This is a genomic window from Citrobacter sp. Cpo061 (assembly GCF_030332845.1).
In the GTDB taxonomy this organism is placed as follows: Bacteria; Pseudomonadota; Gammaproteobacteria; order Enterobacterales; family Enterobacteriaceae; genus Citrobacter; species Citrobacter portucalensis.
Window position 1 is genome coordinate 299,095 of sequence record NZ_JAOWHB010000050.1, and the last position, 18,018, is coordinate 317,112.

The 18,018-nt window shown below is 54.2% G+C and carries 19 protein-coding genes; 10 read left to right on the forward strand and 9 right to left on the reverse strand.

Annotation, left to right across the window (positions count from 1 at the left end; translation table 11 throughout):
- Positions 1-132 precede the first annotated feature (132 nt).
- Entirely contained in the window at positions 133-750 is a 618-nt protein-coding gene (tesA, locus tag OGX97_RS16335; RefSeq protein WP_087051704.1) for a multifunctional acyl-CoA thioesterase I/protease I/lysophospholipase L1, read from the reverse strand.
- Here tesA and ybbA point away from each other — a divergent pair.
- From ybbA to OGX97_RS16365, 6 genes are all read left to right on the forward strand, one after another.
- Entirely contained in the window at positions 718-1,404 is a 687-nt protein-coding gene (gene ybbA, locus OGX97_RS16340; RefSeq protein WP_008783992.1) for a putative ABC transporter ATP-binding protein YbbA, read from the forward strand. The two genes, tesA and ybbA, sit on opposite strands and share 33 nt — an antisense overlap.
- Positions 1,401-3,815: a putative ABC transporter permease subunit YbbP gene (ybbP, locus tag OGX97_RS16345; protein WP_279850405.1), complete on the forward strand. Its 2,415-nt coding sequence runs from the start codon at positions 1,401-1,403 to the stop codon at positions 3,813-3,815. The genes ybbA and ybbP overlap by 4 nt, the downstream gene beginning before the upstream one ends.
- Before the next feature lie 186 nt (positions 3,816-4,001).
- Positions 4,002-5,135, forward strand: coding sequence for a porin (locus OGX97_RS16350; RefSeq protein ID WP_008783995.1), 1,134 nt, complete (start codon positions 4,002-4,004; stop codon positions 5,133-5,135).
- A gap of 261 nt (positions 5,136-5,396) precedes the next feature.
- On the forward strand, positions 5,397-6,227 hold the full coding sequence (locus OGX97_RS16355; protein ID WP_279850406.1) for a MetQ/NlpA family ABC transporter substrate-binding protein: 831 nt from the start codon (positions 5,397-5,399) through the stop codon (positions 6,225-6,227).
- A gap of 63 nt (positions 6,228-6,290) precedes the next feature.
- Positions 6,291-7,307, forward strand: coding sequence for a virulence-associated ABC transporter ATP-binding protein SfbB (gene sfbB / locus OGX97_RS16360; RefSeq protein WP_032942581.1), 1,017 nt, complete (start codon positions 6,291-6,293; stop codon positions 7,305-7,307).
- Positions 7,300-7,959 carry a methionine ABC transporter permease gene (locus OGX97_RS16365; protein ID WP_003831085.1) on the forward strand — a complete coding sequence of 220 codons (660 nt, stop codon included), beginning with the start codon at positions 7,300-7,302 and terminating at the stop codon, positions 7,957-7,959. Before sfbB ends, OGX97_RS16365 begins: the two co-directional genes overlap by 8 nt.
- On the opposite strand, the gene mnmH is transcribed toward OGX97_RS16365, so the two are convergent.
- The 5 genes from mnmH to ppiB form a co-directional block, all read right to left on the reverse strand.
- Positions 7,960-9,045: a tRNA 2-selenouridine(34) synthase MnmH gene (gene mnmH / locus OGX97_RS16370; protein WP_235124897.1), complete on the reverse strand. Its 1,086-nt coding sequence runs from the start codon at positions 9,043-9,045 to the stop codon at positions 7,960-7,962.
- A 96-nt stretch (positions 9,046-9,141) separates the two neighbouring features.
- Complete coding sequence (gene purK, locus OGX97_RS16375; protein ID WP_235124888.1) at positions 9,142-10,209, reverse strand: 5-(carboxyamino)imidazole ribonucleotide synthase; 1,068 nt, start codon at positions 10,207-10,209, stop codon at positions 9,142-9,144.
- Positions 10,206-10,715: a 5-(carboxyamino)imidazole ribonucleotide mutase gene (gene purE, locus OGX97_RS16380; protein WP_008784000.1), complete on the reverse strand. Its 510-nt coding sequence runs from the start codon at positions 10,713-10,715 to the stop codon at positions 10,206-10,208. Before purE ends, purK begins: the two co-directional genes overlap by 4 nt.
- Positions 10,716-10,953: 238 nt before the next feature.
- Positions 10,954-11,676 carry a UDP-2,3-diacylglucosamine diphosphatase gene (lpxH, locus tag OGX97_RS16385; RefSeq protein WP_219988211.1) on the reverse strand — a complete coding sequence of 241 codons (723 nt, stop codon included), beginning with the start codon at positions 11,674-11,676 and terminating at the stop codon, positions 10,954-10,956.
- Positions 11,677-11,678: 2 nt separating this feature from the next.
- Complete coding sequence (ppiB, locus tag OGX97_RS16390; RefSeq protein WP_003021875.1) at positions 11,679-12,173, reverse strand: peptidylprolyl isomerase B; 495 nt, start codon at positions 12,171-12,173, stop codon at positions 11,679-11,681.
- A 173-nt stretch (positions 12,174-12,346) separates the two neighbouring features.
- Between ppiB and cysS the strand changes: the two genes are divergently transcribed.
- Positions 12,347-13,732: a cysteine--tRNA ligase gene (gene cysS, locus OGX97_RS16395; protein ID WP_003831109.1), complete on the forward strand. Its 1,386-nt coding sequence runs from the start codon at positions 12,347-12,349 to the stop codon at positions 13,730-13,732.
- 77 nt (positions 13,733-13,809) lie between these two features.
- Here the strand turns inward: cysS and OGX97_RS16400 are convergent, their stop codons facing one another.
- From OGX97_RS16400 to folD, 3 genes are all read right to left on the reverse strand, one after another.
- The gene (locus tag OGX97_RS16400) at positions 13,810-14,334 is read right to left on the reverse strand and encodes a metal-dependent hydrolase (RefSeq protein WP_279850407.1); all 525 of its coding nucleotides are present in this window, start codon (positions 14,332-14,334) and stop codon (positions 13,810-13,812) included.
- Positions 14,335-14,459: 125 nt separating this feature from the next.
- Positions 14,460-14,672 (reverse strand): ribosome-associated protein YbcJ, encoded by a 213-nt coding sequence (gene ybcJ, locus OGX97_RS16405; RefSeq protein WP_003831111.1) that lies wholly within the window; start codon positions 14,670-14,672, stop codon positions 14,460-14,462.
- A 1-nt stretch (position 14,673) separates the two neighbouring features.
- Positions 14,674-15,540 (reverse strand): bifunctional methylenetetrahydrofolate dehydrogenase/methenyltetrahydrofolate cyclohydrolase FolD, encoded by an 867-nt coding sequence (folD, locus tag OGX97_RS16410; protein WP_003831112.1) that lies wholly within the window; start codon positions 15,538-15,540, stop codon positions 14,674-14,676.
- Positions 15,541-16,115: 575 nt separating this feature from the next.
- Here folD and fimA point away from each other — a divergent pair.
- The 3 genes from fimA to fimC all read left to right on the forward strand — a co-directional run bounded on the left by fimA (position 16,116) and on the right by fimC (position 18,015).
- Positions 16,116-16,670 (forward strand): type 1 fimbrial major subunit FimA, encoded by a 555-nt coding sequence (gene fimA / locus OGX97_RS16415; RefSeq protein WP_279850408.1) that lies wholly within the window; start codon positions 16,116-16,118, stop codon positions 16,668-16,670.
- Between the two features lie 77 nt (positions 16,671-16,747).
- The gene (gene fimI, locus OGX97_RS16420) at positions 16,748-17,281 is read left to right on the forward strand and encodes a type 1 fimbrial protein subunit FimI (RefSeq protein WP_048214759.1); all 534 of its coding nucleotides are present in this window, start codon (positions 16,748-16,750) and stop codon (positions 17,279-17,281) included.
- Positions 17,282-17,322: 41 nt separating this feature from the next.
- Positions 17,323-18,015: a type 1 fimbria chaperone FimC gene (gene fimC / locus OGX97_RS16425; RefSeq protein ID WP_008784004.1), complete on the forward strand. Its 693-nt coding sequence runs from the start codon at positions 17,323-17,325 to the stop codon at positions 18,013-18,015.
- Positions 18,016-18,018: the final 3 nt, after the last annotated feature.

The window sequence follows — 18,018 nt, forward strand, 5'->3', positions numbered from 1 at the left end:
CGAGTCGTGATTTACTATATCCGTCATACTTCAAGTTGTCTGCGCGTTGGCTACGCTCGCTCACCCCAGTCACATAGTTATCTATGCTCCTGGGAACTCTCTCACTTGCCGCCTTCATACAACTCGAATTATTTAGGATAGAAAAGGGGTGAGATGTTGCGCCATCCAGTCGGCGATAAACGGCTGGGCGTCACGGTTAGGATGAATACCATCATCCTGCATCCACTGGGGTTTCAGATAAACCTCTTCCATGAAAAATGGCAGCAGAGGGATATCAAACTCTTTGGCGAGCTTTGGATAAATCGCGCTAAAGGTTTCATTATAACGGCGACCGTAGTTTGCCGGCAGACGAATTTGCATTAATAGCGGTTCGGCATTTGCCGCTTTCACGTCCTGCAAAATCGTGCGCAGGGTTTGTTCGGTTTGCGCAGGCGCAAAGCCGCGCAGGCCATCGTTGCCGCCAAGTTCGACCAGTACCCAACGCGGCTGGTGCTGCTTGAGTAATGCAGGCAGACGGGCCAGGCCCTGCTGCGAGGTGTCGCCGCTAATGCTGGCATTCACCACTGGCGTTTTGGTTTGCCATTTATCATTAAGTAGCGCAGGCCACGCGGCGCTGGCGGACATTCGGTATCCGGCGCTCAGGCTGTCACCCAGAATTAATAACGTGTCCGCTGCGGCGGCGCGGAAAGTTAACAGGACCAGGAACAGGAAAGGCCAATGCCAGCGGAAAACATTGTTGAAGTTCATCATCTTAAGAAATCCGTCGGTCAGGGTGATCATGAGCTATCCATCCTTACCGGAGTTGAACTGGTTGTCAAACGCGCCGAGACCATTGCGTTGATTGGCGAGTCGGGATCGGGGAAATCCACGCTGCTGGCGATTCTCGCCGGGCTTGACGATGGCACCAGCGGTGAAGTCAGCCTGGTGGGGCAGGCGCTGCACACCATGGACGAAGAAGCCCGGGCGCAGCTGCGGGCGCGGCACGTGGGTTTTGTCTTCCAGTCATTCATGTTAATTCCGACCCTCAACGCGCTGGAAAACGTCGAACTGCCCGCGCTGTTGCGCGGCGAAAATAGCGGAAAAAGTCGTGACGGGGCAAAAACGCTGTTGGAACAACTGGGACTGGGAAAACGTCTTGATCATCTTCCGGCCCAGCTTTCCGGCGGGGAGCAGCAGCGCGTGGCGCTGGCGCGAGCGTTTAACGGTCGCCCTGACGTGCTGTTTGCCGATGAACCAACGGGCAACCTCGATCGCCAGACCGGAGACAAAATAGCCGACCTGTTGTTTTCTCTGAACCGGGAACACGGCACCACCCTGATTCTGGTGACGCATGACCCGCAGTTGGCGGCGCGTTGCGACAGGCGCTTACGTCTGGTGAATGGACAGTTGCAGGAGGAGGCATGATTGCACGCTGGTTCTGGCGCGAATGGCGCTCGCCTTCACTACTGATTGTCTGGCTGGCGCTGAGCCTGGCGGTAGCCTGTGTGCTGGCGATGGGCAATATCAGCGATCGTATGGAAAAAGGGCTGAGCCAGCAAAGCCGTGAGTTTATGGCGGGCGATCGGTCGCTACAAAGTTCGCGTACCGTGCCGAAAGCATGGATTGACGAGGCGCGACAGCGTGGCCTGAAGGTGGGCGAACAGCTCACCTTTGCCACCATGACTTTTGCCCGGGATACGCCGCAGCTGGCGAACGTCAAAGCGGTAGATGATGTGTATCCGATGTACGGCACGCTGCAAACCAACCCGCCGGGACTGAAACCGCAGCCGGGCTCGGTGCTGCTGGCCCCACGTCTGATGGCGCTACTCAACTTAAAAGTCGGTGATTCCATCGACGTTGGCGATGCCACGCTGCGCATTGCCGGGGAGGTGGTGCAGGAGCCGGACTCTGGTTTTAATCCGTTCCAGATAGCACCGCGTCTGATGATGAACATGGCGGATGTCGAAAAAACAGCGGCGGTACAGCCGGGAAGCCGCGTGACCTGGCGCTATAAATTTGGCGGGACGCCATCGCAACTGGAAGCCTATGAAAAGTGGCTGCTGCCACAGTTAAAGCCTGAACAGCGCTGGTATGGGCTGGAGCAGGATGAAGGGGCGCTGGGGAAATCACTTGAGCGTTCGCAACAGTTCTTGCTGCTGTCGGCGCTGTTAACGCTGTTGCTGGCGGTCGCCGCGGTTGCCGTGGCGATGAGCCATTATTGCCGCAGCCGTTACGATCTGGTGGCTATTCTGAAAACCCTCGGCGCGGGCAGAGCGCAACTACGCAGGCTGATTGTTGGTCAATGGCTGATGGTGCTGGCGCTGTCTGGCGTGACCGGCGGACTATTCGGACTGTTATTCGAGCGCGTGCTGGTGCTGCTGCTCAAGCCGGTTCTGCCTGGAGAACTACCGCCTGCCAGCCCCTGGCCGTGGTTATGGGCACTAGGCACCATGACGGTGATTTCGCTATTGGTGGGGTTACGCCCTTACCGCCTGCTGCTGGCAACGCAGCCGCTGCGGGTGCTGCGCCGTGACGTGGTGGCAAACGTCTGGCCCCTGAAGTTTTATTTGCCGGTGGTCGTGATAGTCGTGATTGCACTGCTTGCTGGACTGATGGGCGGAAGTCCACTGCTGTGGGCGGTACTGGCTGGTGCGGTGGTACTGGCGCTGTTGTGCGGGGTGCTCGGCTGGATGCTGCTCAACGTGCTGCGTGGTCTGACGCTCTCCTCACTGCCGCTGCGTTTGGCGGTCAGTCGACTGTTACGCCAGCCGTGGTCAACGCTCAGCCAGCTATCGGCATTTTCGCTTTCCTTTATGCTGCTGGCGTTGTTACTGGTGCTGCGCGGCGATCTGCTCGACCGCTGGCAGCAGCAAATGCCGCCGGAAAGTCCGAACTATTTCCTGATCAACATTGCCACCGAGCAGGTGGTTCCGCTGAAGGCTTTCCTGTCCGAGCATCAGGTGATCCCGGAATCGTTCTATCCGATTGTGCGGGCGCGTCTGACGGCTATCAATGAGAAGCCGACCGAAGGCAATCAGGATGAGGCGCTGAACCGCGAGCTTAACCTGACCTGGCAGGATACCCGACCGGATCATAACCCGATAACCGCCGGAAGCTGGCCGCCAAAAGCGGGCGAAGTGTCGATGGAAGAGGGGTTAGCGAAACGGCTGAACGTCAAACTCGGCGATCGGGTGACTTTTATGGGCGATACCCAGGATTTCAGCGCCACGGTCAGCAGTCTGCGCAAAGTGGACTGGGAAAGCCTGCGGCCCAACTTCTTCTTTATCTTCCCCTCCGGCGCGTTGGATGCTCAGCCGCAAAGCTGGTTAACCAGCTTTCGCTGGGAGAACGGCAACGGCATGCTAACGCAGCTTAACCGCGAATTCCCGACCATCAGCCTGCTGGATATTGGCGCCATCCTCAAACAGGTGAGCCAGGTGCTGGATCAGGTGAGCCGCGCACTGGAGGTGATGGTGGTACTGGTCACCGCCTGTGGCATGCTGCTGCTATTGGCGCAGGTCCAGGTCGGGATGCGTCAGCGTCATCAGGAGTTGGTGGTCTGGCGCACGCTGGGAGCAGGTAAGAAGCTGCTGCGTACCACGCTGTGGTGCGAGTTCGCCATGCTCGGGATGGTTGCCGGACTGGTGGCGGCCATCGGTGCGGAAACAGCGTTGGCGGTACTGCAAACCAAAGTGTTTGATTTCCCGTGGGAGCCAGACTGGCGACTGTGGGTAGTATTACCATTTAGTGGAGCATTGCTGCTCTCTTTATGCGGCGGATGGCTCGGTTCAAGTCTGCTAAAAGGTAAAGCGCTGTTCCGTCAGTTCAGTAGTTAATTCATATTCGTGATGATTACGCACCGGTTTTAAAATCGGTGCGTCTTTTTTTCTATGTAGCACAAATTGATAACTCCTTGATATTTAACAGCACAGAACAATAAAAACCCAACAACACGAGAGTATTAATAAACGTTAATATTTGTGTGCTGAATAATTGGCAGGCTATCTATTAAGGTATAAATAATGACTATAAAAAAAACAGCGCTGGCGGTATCGATCGGCGCAGCAGTGGCATTAACGACTTTCGCTTCACAGGCGGAAATCACGGTCCTGAAACAAGATCCGCAGGCGGGCAACCCGCTGAGCCGTCTTAACTTCACCGTCGGCGGAAGTATTCGTCCGCAGTTCCAGAATATGGCCGGTGACGATGGTAAGAATGGCTACAAACGTAATGGCTTCGATGGCGGTACACGTTTCCGCTTCGCCGCTGACTACTATCTGTTTGATGATATCAGTTGGGTGAGCTACTACGAGCTGGGCGTTAACTTCCCGGCAATGTTCAACTGGGATAACCACTACGCTGACGGTGCCAACGATACCACGCGTCGTATGCTGTACACCGGTCTGAAGAGTGCAACCTGGGGTACGCTGACCTTTGGTCAACAGAACAGCATTTACTATGATGTAGTCGGTGCGAAAACGGATATCTGGGACTATGACATGATCGGTCAGGCGCCAGGTAACGGTATTAATGGCGACTATGATGGTTCCTATCGTACGCGTAAATCACTGAAGTATAAGAATACCGTAGGTGATGTGGATCTCTACGCCTCTTATCTGTTCAGTGATGATTACAACCCGAACAACGGTCTGCGCTACAAGCGTAAAGGCGGCGGCTCACTGGGTGTGGATTATCACATTACCGATGACCTGACCTGGGGTACGGCGTGGAACTACACTCGCGCGGAAATGCGTGGCAACACCAGCAAAACCTACGATCAAAACATCGTCGGTACCGCGCTGAGCTGGAAACCGGACAACTGGACCTTCTCGATGGGCGGCGGTTGGTATCAAAACTTCATGACCACCAAAAAAGTCTCTGTTAACGACTACTTTGCCGGTGACGCCTGGGGTCTGGAATACTTCGCCGGTTACACCTTCCCGGTGGGTCAATATGCGCTGAAATCCGTTCAGCCGTACTTTATGGGCGACCGTATTGAGTACGTGAATGGCCGTAACTACCTGCGTACCGACAACGGCGTGGGGATCAGCTTCCAGCTGGATTACGGTTTCCGTGTTGACTACGAACACGTCTTTACCTCCAGCACCGACAATCTGGGTGACATGAATCTGGTTCGTCTGCGTTACGACTTCTAATCGAACGCCTGCCGCCTGATACGCTTGCGCTTATCGGGCCTAAGAAAGCTGTTGTAGGCCGGATAAGGCACTTGTGCCGACATCCGGCTTTTTCATACCTTCTTTCATTTAAAAACATACTCTGCAACATCATGAAATAATTTCAAGGACAGCAGGTTGTGATCTGTGTCATGTTAACAATCAGCCTGTTAACGGGCCAACAAGAACAACGTCGCAAGAACGGCGTGAGACATGACACCACAACGTTAAAATGGAGAGAATATGGGATTGCGTCAGAGTTTACGCGTCGCGACCGGGGCGCTGTTACTGGCCTGTGGATTACAGTTTGCTCATGCGAACAGTGACCCGCACACAATCGTGTTTGGCGTCGCGCCTGGGCCATACGGCGATATGGTGAAACAGGCCATTGCCCCCACGCTGAAAGAGAAAGGCTATAAGGTAGTGGTGCGCGAATTCAGCGATTACGTGCAGCCAAACATGGCGCTCTCCAACGGTAGCATTGATGCTAACCTGTTCCAGCATTCGCTCTATTTTGACAAATTCACTGCCGATAAAGGCCTGAAGCTGAGCAAGCTGATTGTGGTCCCGACGGCCGGGATGGGGTTTTACTCACATAAAATCAAAAGCCTGGATGAGTTGAAAAAAGGAGATGTGATCACGCTCTCCAACGATCCCACCAACCTGGCTCGCGGTCTGCGTTTCCTGCAGTCTATTGGCCTTATCACCATCAAAGACAATATTGATCCAACTAAAGCCTCCGAGCGCGATATCGCCAGCAATCCCAAAGGGCTGGTGTTTAAACCGCTGGAAGCGGCACAGCTGCCGCGTACGCTGGACGGTGTGACCGGTGCGCTGGTCAACGGTAACTTTGCCGTGGCGGCAAAAATGGATCTCGCCAGCGCCATCAAGCAGGAACACCTGGACGAAAATCTGAAAAATATCATCGCGGTACGCAGTGAAGATGCGGATAAACCGTTCGCAAAAGATATTGTTGAGGCGGTGAAATCTCCGGCGTATCGCGCGGTGATCGACGATCCGCAAAATATCTACAGCGCCTTCCAGAAACCGGAATGGATGTCGACAACCCAATAATCGCTGCGCACAAGGGTTAACAGGGGCAGCGACGACTGCCCTTTTCGCATTTCTGAGGTGGCTATGATTGAGATTGAGAAAGTTTGCGTGGATTTTAGCGCAGGCCGTGGACCATCAACCCGGGCGGTTGATGACGTTAGCTTGCGCATTGGCGCAGGTGAGATATTTGGCATTGTCGGGACCAGCGGCGCGGGGAAAAGTACGCTGCTGCGCACCCTGAACGCCTTAACGCGTCCGAGCCAGGGAAGCGTGAAGGTGAACGGCGTAGAAATTTCCGCGCTGGAAGGGGGGCATCTACGTAAAGCCCGTCAGCGTATCGGTATGATTTTTCAACATTTTAACCTGATGCATACCCGTACCGTGGCGCAAAACGTCGCCTTTAGCCTGAAGGCTGCCGGATGGGAGCGCAGTAAAATTGGCCCGCGCGTGAGCGAAATCCTGGCGCTGGTGGGGCTGTCAGACAAGGCGAACCGCTTTCCGGTTCAGCTCAGCGGTGGGCAAAAGCAGCGTGTGGGTATTGCCCGCGCGATTGCCAATCATCCGGATGTGTTGCTGTGTGATGAACCTACTTCCGCCTTAGATCTCGAAACCTCAGCCACGATTCTGGCGTTGCTTAAGCAGATCAACCAACAGTTGGGGATCACGATCGTGCTGATCACTCACGAGATGAACGTGATCAAATCGATTTGCGATCGCGTGGCGGTGATGTCCGGTGGCAAGGTGGTGGAGTCTGGTGAGGTGTTTGACGTTTTTGCTCATCCGCAGCACGCGTTTACGCAGCAGCTGGTGTCGCATACCCTCAATTTGACGCTGCCCGAGCGTCTGCGCCAGCATCTGCCCGGCCAGTTGCTAAAAATTCTGTTCATCGGCGATTCGGCGGAACAGCCGGTGTTGTCAGAAGTCGCGGTTAAATTTGGCGTGGCGGTGAACATTCTGCACGGCAAAATTGAATATATTGGCGAACGTGCGCTGGGGATTCTGGTCGTGCAGCTGACCGCGCCGCATAACCCTTCAGCGGTGGAAGTCGCCGTGGAACATATTCGTCAACGTACTGCACAGGTGGAGGTGATTCGTGGATGATTTATTGCCTGATTTGACGCTGGCGTTTAATGAAACCTTCCAGATGCTGAGCATCTCTACGGTGCTGGCAATTATTGGTGGTCTGCCGCTCGGTTTTCTGATTTTCGTCACCGACCGGCATTTATTCTGGCAAAACCGTTTTGTGTATCTGCTCAGCTCCGTGCTGGTGAATATCATTCGTTCGGTACCGTTTGTGATCCTGCTGGTTCTGCTGCTGCCGCTAACCCAGTTTTTGCTCGGGAATACCATTGGCCCGATTGCGGCGTCGGTCCCGCTCTCAGTGGCGGCAATCGCCTTCTATGCCCGTCTGGTTGATAGCGCGCTACGTGAAGTCGATAAAGGGATTATTGAAGCGGCGGAAGCGTTTGGCGCCAGCCCGATGCGCATCATCTGCACCGTTCTGTTACCTGAAGCGAGCGCGGGTCTGCTGCGTGGGTTGACGATAACGCTGGTGAGTCTGATCGGTTACTCCGCGATGGCCGGGATCGTTGGCGGCGGTGGAGTCGGCGACCTGGCGATTCGCTTTGGTTATTACCGCTACGAAACCCAGGTCATGATCGTCACCGTGGTGGCGCTGATTATTTTGGTGCAGGTCGTTCAGGTGCTGGGTGACTGGCTGGCAAAACGCGCAGATAAGCGCGACAGACACTGATCACTGTGCGTTAAGCCACTCGGCAACGTCCTGCCATGTGCCGCGAAAGACGATTTTCGCGGCTTTCTTTTCCAGCTGATAGCGATACATCGGGTCGTAATACTCATTGAGCAACGGTACCAGCCAGCCCATATGGGCGTCGGTGCTGCCCGTTGCCTGCTGTTCGCGCAGAGCCTCGTCGAGCAGGGTGGTCAGTTCGGCAAAACGTTGTAAACCCAGACGACGGCGTATAGCAAACAGGCCGTGGTGCAGATACTCGCTGTACTCCTGCCAGCCCTGGCTCTCGCCATAAGCGTGGGTAAAATCGTGGTGCATCTTCACGAAATACTCTTCGCGTAGTCGCTCCAGACGACGCTCAAAAGGATCGTCCACCACCGCAATTGATGCCTGGGTCATGCGCTCGCGCAGGCATTCGGGCAGATGATTAGCCCCGATCATGCGGCCTTCATCTTCCAGTACCCACAGACGTAAATCCTGACGGCTATCGGTTTTGAGCATTTCAACCGCCAGCAGGTTTTCAAAACTCGCCTGACTCAATTGAGGTTCAACGGTGCGCCCAAACGAGGAGCCGCGATGGTGCGCCAGACCTTCGAGATCCACACTGTTTGGCTGCTGTTGCACCAGCTGCGTTTTACCGTTCCCGGTACAGCCGCCAATTAAGACGATCGGCTTTTGCACTAATTCTTCAGTCAGCTGTATCACTGCCTGGCGCAGGGCTTTGTAACCGCCTTTAATCAGCGGATAGTCAATACCGGACTCATGCAGCCACTGCTGCACAATATGCGAACGCTGACCGCCGCGCGCGCAGCATAAATAGCCCGCAGGATTTTGACGGCAGGCGTCCTGCCAGGCCCGCATTCTCTGTTGGCGGGTCTCACCCGAGACCAGTTGATGGCCGAGCGCGAGGGCGGCTTCGGGCCCCTGACGTTTATAACAGGTCCCGACGGTGGCACGTTCGTCATCGTTCATTAAGGGAAGGTTGATTGCGCCCGGCATTGCGCCCTGCTGAAATTCCACGGGGGCGCGTACATCGATTAAAGGCGTACCGGCGAGCAAAATTGCGCGGTAGTCCGTTCCATCGTTCATGTTTGATCCTGAAAATACAAAACAGCAATGGAGGGGATTTTACGCGCCAGAGGAGGGGCCGGGGAAGGATAAAATCAACTCCCCGGCATTATTGGCTTATTTCAGCTTTGACTGCGCCCAGATAATACCGCTGGCATATTCCGGCGGCAGCAGGGGGATAAGCGCTTCCAGCGTCGCGCTAAGGCGCGCGGTATCGCTGTCGCTCAGGTTCAGGTGACCCACCTTACGCCCTTCACGCACCTCTTTGTCATACCAGTGCAGATGCACCAGCGGCAGCTTCAGCCAGTCGTAGTTCAGGTCGCTACCAATCAGGTTTACCATCACCGAAGGGTGGTTCACCACCGGCGTCGGTAACGGCAGGTCGGTAATGGCACGTAGATGCAGCTCAAACTGGCTGATGCTGGCGCCGTTTTGCGTCCAGTGGCCACTGTTGTGCACGCGCGGAGCCAGTTCGTTAATCAGCAGACCTTCCGGAGTGATGAAACACTCCATCGCCATCACGCCGACATAGCCCAGCTCCTGCATGATGGCAGAGAGCATTGCTTCAGCCTGTTCCTGCTGTCTGGCGTTAGCCTGCGGGAATACCACGCTGGTGCGCAGAATGCCGTCCTGATGGAGGTTATGGGTCAGCGGATAGAAAACGGTGCTGCCGTCGTGCGCACGAGCGCCAACCAGTGAGACTTCACCGGAGAAGTTGATTCCTCGCTCGACGATGCACTCGCCGTAGCAGTCGTCCGGCAGTTGCTCAGTTTCATTTGCGCGCAAGCGCCACTGTCCACGTCCGTCGTAGCCGCCGACGCGACGTTTCACGATCGCCAGCTCGCCAAGTTTGTCGAATACCGCAGACCATTCGCTTTTATCTGCCAGCAGCTGCCACGGCGAGGTCGCCAGACCGAGCTTGTCAAAAAGCTGCTTTTGCGTCAGACGGTCGGCAATAATCGGGAAGACGTCGCGGTTAACAAACGCCGGGTGGCGTGCCAGTTCGCGGGTGAGTGCCGTTTCCGGCCAGCGCTCAATCTCAGCGGTGATCACGCTTTGCTGAAAAGGGACCGCAGCCGGTTCAGCGTCCAGCCCGACGGGCCAGACCGCTATGCCCAGTGGCTCACCGGCCTGGCGCAGCATGCGCCCTAGCTGTCCGTTGCCAAGTACGCAGACCTGCTTCATGCGACACCTCGCGGGTCCGGGTTCTCCAGCACCTCATCGGTTTGCGCTTTGCGCCAGTCATGCAGACGCTGATGCAGTTCTTTATCGTGTGTAGCCAGAATTTGTGCTGCCAGCAGGGCCGCATTTGCCGCGCCCGCTTTGCCGATCGCCAGCGTGCCGACCGGAATACCGCGCGGCATTTGAACGATAGAGTAGAGGCTATCTACGCCGCTCAGCGCTGCGCTTTGCACCGGAACACCGAGGACAGGCACCAGCGTTTTCGCCGCAATCATGCCAGGCAAATGCGCTGCGCCACCGGCCCCGGCAATAATCACCTGATAACCGTTCTCTTCAGCGCTTTCGGCGAAGCTAAACAGTTTGTCTGGGGTGCGGTGGGCGGAGACGACTTCAACATGATGCGGAACGTCCAGGATTTCGAAGATTTCGGCGGCGAACTGCATGGTAGCCCAGTCGCTTTTGGACCCCATCACGATGGCGACACGCGCCGGATTATTGCGGGAAGACATGCGTCTGAAAACTCCTGTGGTGCACTACACTCGACTTTTGAGGCCACAGAGAATAGCATAATTCACCGCCAAGGAAAACGATTGCGCGCTTTGCACTTCACTCTTCAAGCAGCCTCTTTGTTGGCTGCATCTGCTCACCCCAGTCACTTACTTTTGTAAGCTCCAGGGGACTCACAGATTTGCCGCCTCGATGCAACTCGAATAGTTTTGTGTAAAGAGGAACTGGGTATCTGCAGAGTTAAAACGGAAAGGCGATCAGTTCAACGTCGTCAGGGGTGACTTTGATCATCGAACCTTCGGTGTGCCATGCGCCTAATACCACGCGGAAAGCGGGTTGCTCATTGGCCGTAAGTTCGTGGACGGCAGGGCGGTGGGTATGGCCGTGAATTAACCACTGAACCTGATGTTTTTCCATCTCGCTAATCACGGCCTGCTGATTCACATCCATGATTTCCAGAGATTTGGTGTGGTTGGCTGCTTTGCTGTTGGCACGCATTTTCGCAGCGATTCGCTGGCGAACGAACAGCGGCAGAGCGAGGAACAGCTTCTGTAACCAGGGTTGATGCACTTTGGCGCGAAATGCCTGATAGCCTGCGTCGTCGGTGCATAAGGTGTCGCCATGCATGATCAGCACCTTGCGGCCATACAGGTTGAGCACTTTTTCTTCGGGAAGCAAGGTCATGCCGCTCGCACGGGCAAAACGTTTACCGAGCAGAAAATCACGGTTGCCGTGAATAAAAAAGCAGGGAACGCCGGAATCAGTCAGTGATTTTATCGCCGCGGCCATTTCACGATGCAGCGGATTAGGATCGTCGTCGCCAATCCAGGCTTCAAACAGGTCGCCAAGAATGTATAGCGCATCGGCCTTTCGCGCATCACCGGCTAAAAAACGCAGAAAACCGGCGGTAATCGCCGGTTCTTCTGTGCAGAGGTGAAGATCTGCAATAAACAGTGTCGCCACGATTACTCGCTGACGGTCACGTTTTCGATGATAACGTCTTCTTTTGGCACATCCTGATGCATACCGCTGCGACCAGTGGAAACGCCTTTGATTTTATCAACCACGTCCATGCCTTCAACAACTTCAGCGAACACGCAGTAACCCCAACCCTGCATGCTTTCGCCGGAGAAGTTCAGGAAGTCGTTGTCTGCAACGTTGATGAAGAACTGTGCGGTTGCGGAGTGCGGAGCCTGAGTACGCGCCATCGCCAGCGTACCACGGGTGTTTTTCAGACCGTTGTTCGCTTCGTTTTTGATCGCTTCTTTCGTGGCTTTTTGCTTCATGCCTGGCTCGAAACCGCCGCCCTGGATCATGAAACCGTTAATAACACGGTGGAAAATGGTGTTGTTGTAAAAACCTTCGCGGCAGTAGTCCAGGAAGTTTTTAACTGTTTCAGGCGCTTTATCATCAAACGTTTTGATTACGATATCGCCGTGATTAGTGTGGAAAGTAACCATTTTTGCATCCTGTTCCGATAGATTGGTGCTTCGACCCCGTCAAGGGTCAGAGTTAGGGGTGTGTTATAGCATAACCGCAAGCTGCGATCACCTCGCAAAGTGTGCTGCTTCCGGTCTAAATTATGGGTATTATACAGACTTTACTATCCACACACGTCTACACGGAATCTTCGATGTTAAAAATCTTTAATACACTGACGCGCCAAAAAGAGGAATTCAAACCTATTCATGCCGGGGAAGTCGGCATGTACGTGTGTGGTATTACCGTTTACGATCTCTGTCATATTGGCCACGGACGTACCTTCGTTTCTTTCGACGTCGTTGCGCGTTATCTGCGCTTCCTCGGCTATAAGCTGAAGTATGTGCGCAACATTACCGATATCGATGACAAAATCATCAAGCGCGCGAATGAAAACGGCGAGAGCTTTGTGGCGTTGGTCGACAGAATGATCGCGGAAATGCACAGCGATTTCGATGCGCTGAATATTCTGCGCCCGGATCTGGAGCCGCGTGCTACGCACCATATCGCTGAAATTATCGAAATCACTGAACAGCTGATTGCCAAAGGTCACGCTTACGTTGCTGATAACGGCGACGTGATGTTCGACGTGCCGACTGACCCGAACTACGGCCAGCTGTCGCGCCAGGATCTGGATCAGTTGCAGGCAGGCGCGCGCGTTGACGTGGTTGATGTGAAACGCAACCCGATGGACTTCGTGCTGTGGAAAATGTCCAAAGAAGGCGAGCCGAGCTGGCCATCTCCGTGGGGCGCGGGCCGTCCGGGCTGGCACATCGAATGTTCGGCGATGAACTGCAAACAACTGGGCAACCATTTCGATATTCACGGCGGCGGTTCGGACCTGATGTTCCCGCACCATGAAAACGAAATCGCTCAGTCCACCTGTGCGCATGACGGTGAGTACGTTAATTACTGGATGCATTCCGGGATGGTGATGGTTGACCGCGAGAAAATGTCCAAATCGCTGGGCAACTTCTTTACCGTTCGCGACGTGCTGAAATACTACGATGCCGAAACCATCCGTTACTTCCTGATGTCCGGTCATTACCGTAGCCAGTTAAACTACAGCGAAGAGAACCTCAAGCAGGCGCGTTCTGCGCTGGAGCGTCTGTATACCGCGCTGCGTGGCACCGACAAATCCGTTGCTCCAGCCGGTGGCGAAGCCTTTGAAGCGCGCTTTATTGAAGCGATGGACGATGACTTCAACACCCCGGAAGCCTACTCCGTACTGTTTGATATGGCACGTGAGGTTAACCGTCTGAAGGGTGAAGATATGGCGGCGGCTAATGGCATGGCTGCGCATCTGCGTAAGCTTTCCAGCGTACTGGGCCTGCTGGAACAGGATCCAGAAGCGTTCCTGCAAAGCGGTGCGCAGGCGGATGACGGTGAAGTTGCTGAAATTGAAGCGCTAATCCAACAGCGTCTGGATGCCCGTAAGGCGAAAGACTGGGCGGCAGCTGACGCCGCGCGTGACCGTCTCAACGAGATGGGCATCGTGCTGGAAGACGGCCCGCAGGGTACCACCTGGCGTCGTAAGTAACTCTGTAATGCCCGGTGGCGCTTACGCTTACCGGGCCGTGTAGGCCGGATAAGACGCAGCGCGTCGCATCCGGCAGATTAATGTTTCCGATACCACCACAGCACACCCATCATTACGATTCCCGGCAGCCATACCCACATCAACTCCGACATGATCACCTGGTGCCCGTACGGCGTGGCGTAGCGTGACAGCGCGAACGGCGCGACTTTAATCACCTGCCACGGCGCGAAAAAGCGTTCATCCGACCACGGCCACAGCCAGCCGACGCCTTTGCCGCCGGTGGTGACAGAATCCAGCAGACTGTGCGACAGCAGTGAAACCGTCAGGAATAGCCAGCAGCGAATCAATCCCGCCTTAAACCATCGTCGGCCAATCAAGACGCAGAGCAGCGGTACCACGAAGGCGAACAGCAGTGAGTGGGTAAATCCCTGGTGGCCAAACACATTGCCGTAGGCGACGCCGAACTTAAATGACAACACGTCGGCATCTGGCAGCATGGCCAGAACGACGCCAGCAAACAGTAATCGTGGGGGGATGACTTTAAGTCCGAGACCTAACCCTAAACAGAGCGGAACGGCCGCGTGGGTAACGATAGTGGGCATGATGATCGCTTCGTATGGAAAAACAACATGCTATCAGTTCACTGTGAAGTGGGGATGAAGTCATTATCTGAAAACGAGAGGGGGAAGTGGCCGGATACGGTGTTAACCTCATCCGGCACTTAGGGTCACGCCACGACGTTAATGCTGTGGCCTTCAAAGCTGACGGTCTGTCCGGCAACGATTTTGCAGCGTTTACGCGTTTCAACAACGCCATCGACCTTCACTAACCCTTCGCCAATAGCAATTTTTGCCTGGGCGCCACTTTCGCTCCAGCCTTCCAGCTTCAGCAAATCGCAGAGTTCAACGTGTGGGTGTTTACCCAGTGAAAATGTGGCCATCTTAAACGTCCTTTACATCATGATATTCAACACACGCCTGCAGCGTGTTTTCGATAAGTGTGGCGACCGTCATTGGTCCTACGCCGCCGGGGACCGGCGTGATATATGACGCTCGTGCGGCCGCATCGTCAAAGACCACATCGCCAACAACCTTACCATTCTCCAGACGGTTGATGCCGACATCAATCACAATCGCACCTTCTTTGATCCACTCACCAGGAATAAAGCCCGGTTTACCGACGGCAACAATCAGCAGGTCAGCATTTTCTACGTGGCGGCGCAGATCTTTGGTGAATCGGTGGGTGACGGTGGTGGTGCACCCAGCCAGCAGTAGCTCCATACTCATTGGGCGACCGACAATATTCGAGGCACCAATGACCACGGCATTCAGACCGTAGGTATCGATGTTGTAACGCTCAAGCAGGGTAACGATACCGCGCGGAGTACATGGGCGCAGACGCGGCGCGCGCTGGCACAGGCGACCGACGTTATACGGGTGGAAACCGTCAACGTCTTTATCCGGTGCAATACGTTCCAGCACTTTCACGTTGTCGATACCCGCCGGCAACGGCAGTTGTACCAGGATACCGTCGATGGTGGTATCTGCATTGAGCGTATCGATCAGCTCAAGAAGCTCCGCCTCGCTGGTGGTTTCAGGCAGGTCATAGGAGCGGGAGACAAACCCCACTTCGTCACAGGCTTTGCGTTTACTCGCAACATAAATCTGCGAAGCCGGGTTGCTACCTACCAGCACAACAGCCAGGCCTGGGGCGCGTAATCCAGCCGCTAAACGCGCCTGAACTTTTTGAGCAACCTCAGAGCGCACCTGCTGCGCAATCGTTTTACCGTCAATAATCTTTGCTGCCATCAGAGAGAGAATTCCGTCTGTTACGTTAAACCGAAGGGGATGTCACTATTTTGTCAGAAGCGGGGCGTGCTGTCAGTTTTCGTTTGCGTTTTTACGTGCGATAACGGGTGCCATGGTCAGAGCATGGGATCAGCACAGAGGCTGAAGTCTCCCAGGTAATTAATGAGCATGCGAATTAAAATTAACGTGAATGAAACAATTCATCACCCTGGTGTTTTCAGGGGTAATGCGCCATAAACCAGTCTGTTACGTACCTTTATGGGAGCATTTAAGTAATATTCACACAGATTTTTCTTAGGTCCCAATAAGAATTGGCCAGGGTCAATAAAAGGATTTGCAGGTATTTTTCATTAATTGAAATGTTTAATTTAACCCTGTGACGAATAGTCATATTCGCGAAGATTAATTAGTGAATCAAATACTCAGGAGAGTTGGGGTAAAAGGTTAGCTAATTCTCTTGCGATATATATCTTTACAGGATGCAGAGATAATTAGCCTGACATTTAATGTCGATAATGATTCAAACGGATCCCGCAGGATGCCGGAGCCGGATGTGTGTAATTCAAGGGAAATCCATGAAACGTAAATTAATGACCTCTTCTGTTATTGCCAGCCTGATGTTAGTTGCAGGTGCAGCGGTTGCAGCCGATCCGGTAAGCGTTAGCGGCGGTACTGTGCATTTTGAAGGTGAACTGGTCAATGCAGCCTGTGCAGTCAGTACTCAGTCATCCGATCAGGTTGTCACCTTAGGCCAGTATCGTACCGCCAGTTTTACCGCAGTTGGCGATACAACGGCGCAAATTCCGTTCTCCATCGTGCTGAACGACTGTGACCCGAAAGTTGCCGCAACCGCAGCCGTGGCTTTCTCTGGTCAATCCGATATTACCAACAACAACCTGCTGGCTGTCACTTCTGCAGATAACGGTACCACTGCCAGCGGTGTCGGGATTGAGATCCTGGACAATACGTCCACCGTGCTGAAGCCGGATGGAGCTACCTTCTCTACCGCTCAGGCGCTGGTAGAAGGGACCAACACCCTACGTTTCTCTGCGCGTTACAAAGCCACAGCCACCAGCGCTACGCCGGGTCAGGCAAATGCCGACGCGACGTTCATCATGAAGTACGAATAAGCCGTTCTGATTTGCGCAAGGATGACGTTCGCCTCACTGGATGAGGCAATTTCCGGGGATGATGAAGGATGCGGCAGATGATAGGGAAAGGCGTGGCGCTGGCGGGAATGCTGTGCGTACTGCCTGTGTTTGCACATACGGTAATACTGGAAAGTGGCCGCCTTCACTTACGGGGGCAGCTCGTCAATGGTGCCTGTACGGTCGCTACCGACAGCCAAAATTTGCGGGTGCAAATGGGGCAGTATCGCACTAATGCTTTCTCCGGGACGGGAAGCTTTGCCTCTACCAGCGTGCCGTTTTCACTGCGCTTAACGTCATGCAGCTCCGATGTTTATGACCACGTTGGGATTGCGTTTGCAGGTGTGACACCAGCAGAAGATCCGCAGGTTTTTCTTGCTAGTGGTGATGCGTCTGCGGCTTCGGGGATCGGTCTGGCGTTATTTGATGAGCGTCAACAGCAAATTATTCCGAATGCGCTGCCGCTTCATTATGCGCCGATTATAACGCAAGAGATGACGTTTCATTTCACTGCTCGTTATCGGGCTGTCTCGGAAAATATAACGCCGGGAACGCTTCGTTCAGACGTGTGGTTTACGTTGGTTTATCCCTGATTAATTTCCCAACGATAATCACACCAAAGGTATTTGTAGCTATGTTTAATTATCTAAAATCAGGTTTTATCCTTTTACTGGCCTTATTTTCTGCTGCCAGTGTTCAGGCTGCCGGAGGCATTGCATTAGGCGCCACCCGCGTTATTTATCCAGCCGATGCTAAACAAACGTCCCTGTCTATTAGCAATAGTGATACCAAAGAACGTTACCTGGTCAATTCATGGATCGAGAATAGCGCAGGCGTTAAAGAAAAATCGTTTGTGGTTACGCCTCCGCTGTTCGTCAGCGAACCCAAAAGCGAAAACACGCTGCGTATCATCTATGCAGGTGTTCCGCTGCCCAAAGACCGTGAATCGCTGTTCTGGATGAATGTGAAAGCCATTCCGTCAGTCAATAAAAACAGCCTTGAGGGTAAAAACGTTCTGCAACTGGCGATTCTGTCCCGCATCAAGCTTTTTGTCCGTCCGAATAATCTGCCGCAAATTCCGGAAGATGCGCCCGGGATGCTGAAATTCTCCCGTACCGGCAACCACCTGAAAATCAATAATCCGTCAGCGTATTACGTCACCTTGGTCAATCTCAACGTGGGGAAAACGAAGGTTGATAACGTGATGGTCGCGCCGAAAAGTGATGCGCAGGTCCTGCTACCAACGGGCGTTCAGGGCAACGTCACGTTCCAGACGGTCAATGATTATGGCGCCGTGACCCCGGCCCAAACGGTTAGCGTGCGTTGAGAT

Bases quoted from the DNA above. Each gene is read 5' to 3' on its own strand.
- ybbA (WP_008783992.1), top strand. From the start codon at position 718: ATGCCAGCGGAAAACATTGTTGAAGTTCATCATCTTAAGAAATCCGTC.
- tesA (WP_087051704.1), bottom strand. From the start codon at position 750: ATGATGAACTTCAACAATGTTTTCCGCTGGCATTGGCCTTTCCTGTTC.
- ybbP (WP_279850405.1), top strand. From the start codon at position 1,401: ATGATTGCACGCTGGTTCTGGCGCGAATGGCGCTCGCCTTCACTACTG.
- OGX97_RS16350 (WP_008783995.1), top strand. From the start codon at position 4,002: ATGACTATAAAAAAAACAGCGCTGGCGGTATCGATCGGCGCAGCAGTG.
- OGX97_RS16355 (WP_279850406.1), top strand. From the start codon at position 5,397: ATGGGATTGCGTCAGAGTTTACGCGTCGCGACCGGGGCGCTGTTACTG.
- sfbB (WP_032942581.1), top strand. From the start codon at position 6,291: ATGATTGAGATTGAGAAAGTTTGCGTGGATTTTAGCGCAGGCCGTGGA.
- mnmH (WP_235124897.1), bottom strand. From the start codon at position 9,045: ATGAACGATGGAACGGACTACCGCGCAATTTTGCTCGCCGGTACGCCT.
- purK (WP_235124888.1), bottom strand. From the start codon at position 10,209: ATGAAGCAGGTCTGCGTACTTGGCAACGGACAGCTAGGGCGCATGCTG.
- purE (WP_008784000.1), bottom strand. From the start codon at position 10,715: ATGTCTTCCCGCAATAATCCGGCGCGTGTCGCCATCGTGATGGGGTCC.
- ppiB (WP_003021875.1), bottom strand. From the start codon at position 12,173: ATGGTTACTTTCCACACTAATCACGGCGATATCGTAATCAAAACGTTT.
- cysS (WP_003831109.1), top strand. From the start codon at position 12,347: ATGTTAAAAATCTTTAATACACTGACGCGCCAAAAAGAGGAATTCAAA.
- OGX97_RS16400 (WP_279850407.1), bottom strand. From the start codon at position 14,334: ATGCCCACTATCGTTACCCACGCGGCCGTTCCGCTCTGTTTAGGGTTA.
- ybcJ (WP_003831111.1), bottom strand. From the start codon at position 14,672: ATGGCCACATTTTCACTGGGTAAACACCCACACGTTGAACTCTGCGAT.
- folD (WP_003831112.1), bottom strand. From the start codon at position 15,540: ATGGCAGCAAAGATTATTGACGGTAAAACGATTGCGCAGCAGGTGCGC.
- fimA (WP_279850408.1), top strand. From the start codon at position 16,116: ATGAAACGTAAATTAATGACCTCTTCTGTTATTGCCAGCCTGATGTTA.
- fimI (WP_048214759.1), top strand. From the start codon at position 16,748: ATGATAGGGAAAGGCGTGGCGCTGGCGGGAATGCTGTGCGTACTGCCT.
- fimC (WP_008784004.1), top strand. From the start codon at position 17,323: ATGTTTAATTATCTAAAATCAGGTTTTATCCTTTTACTGGCCTTATTT.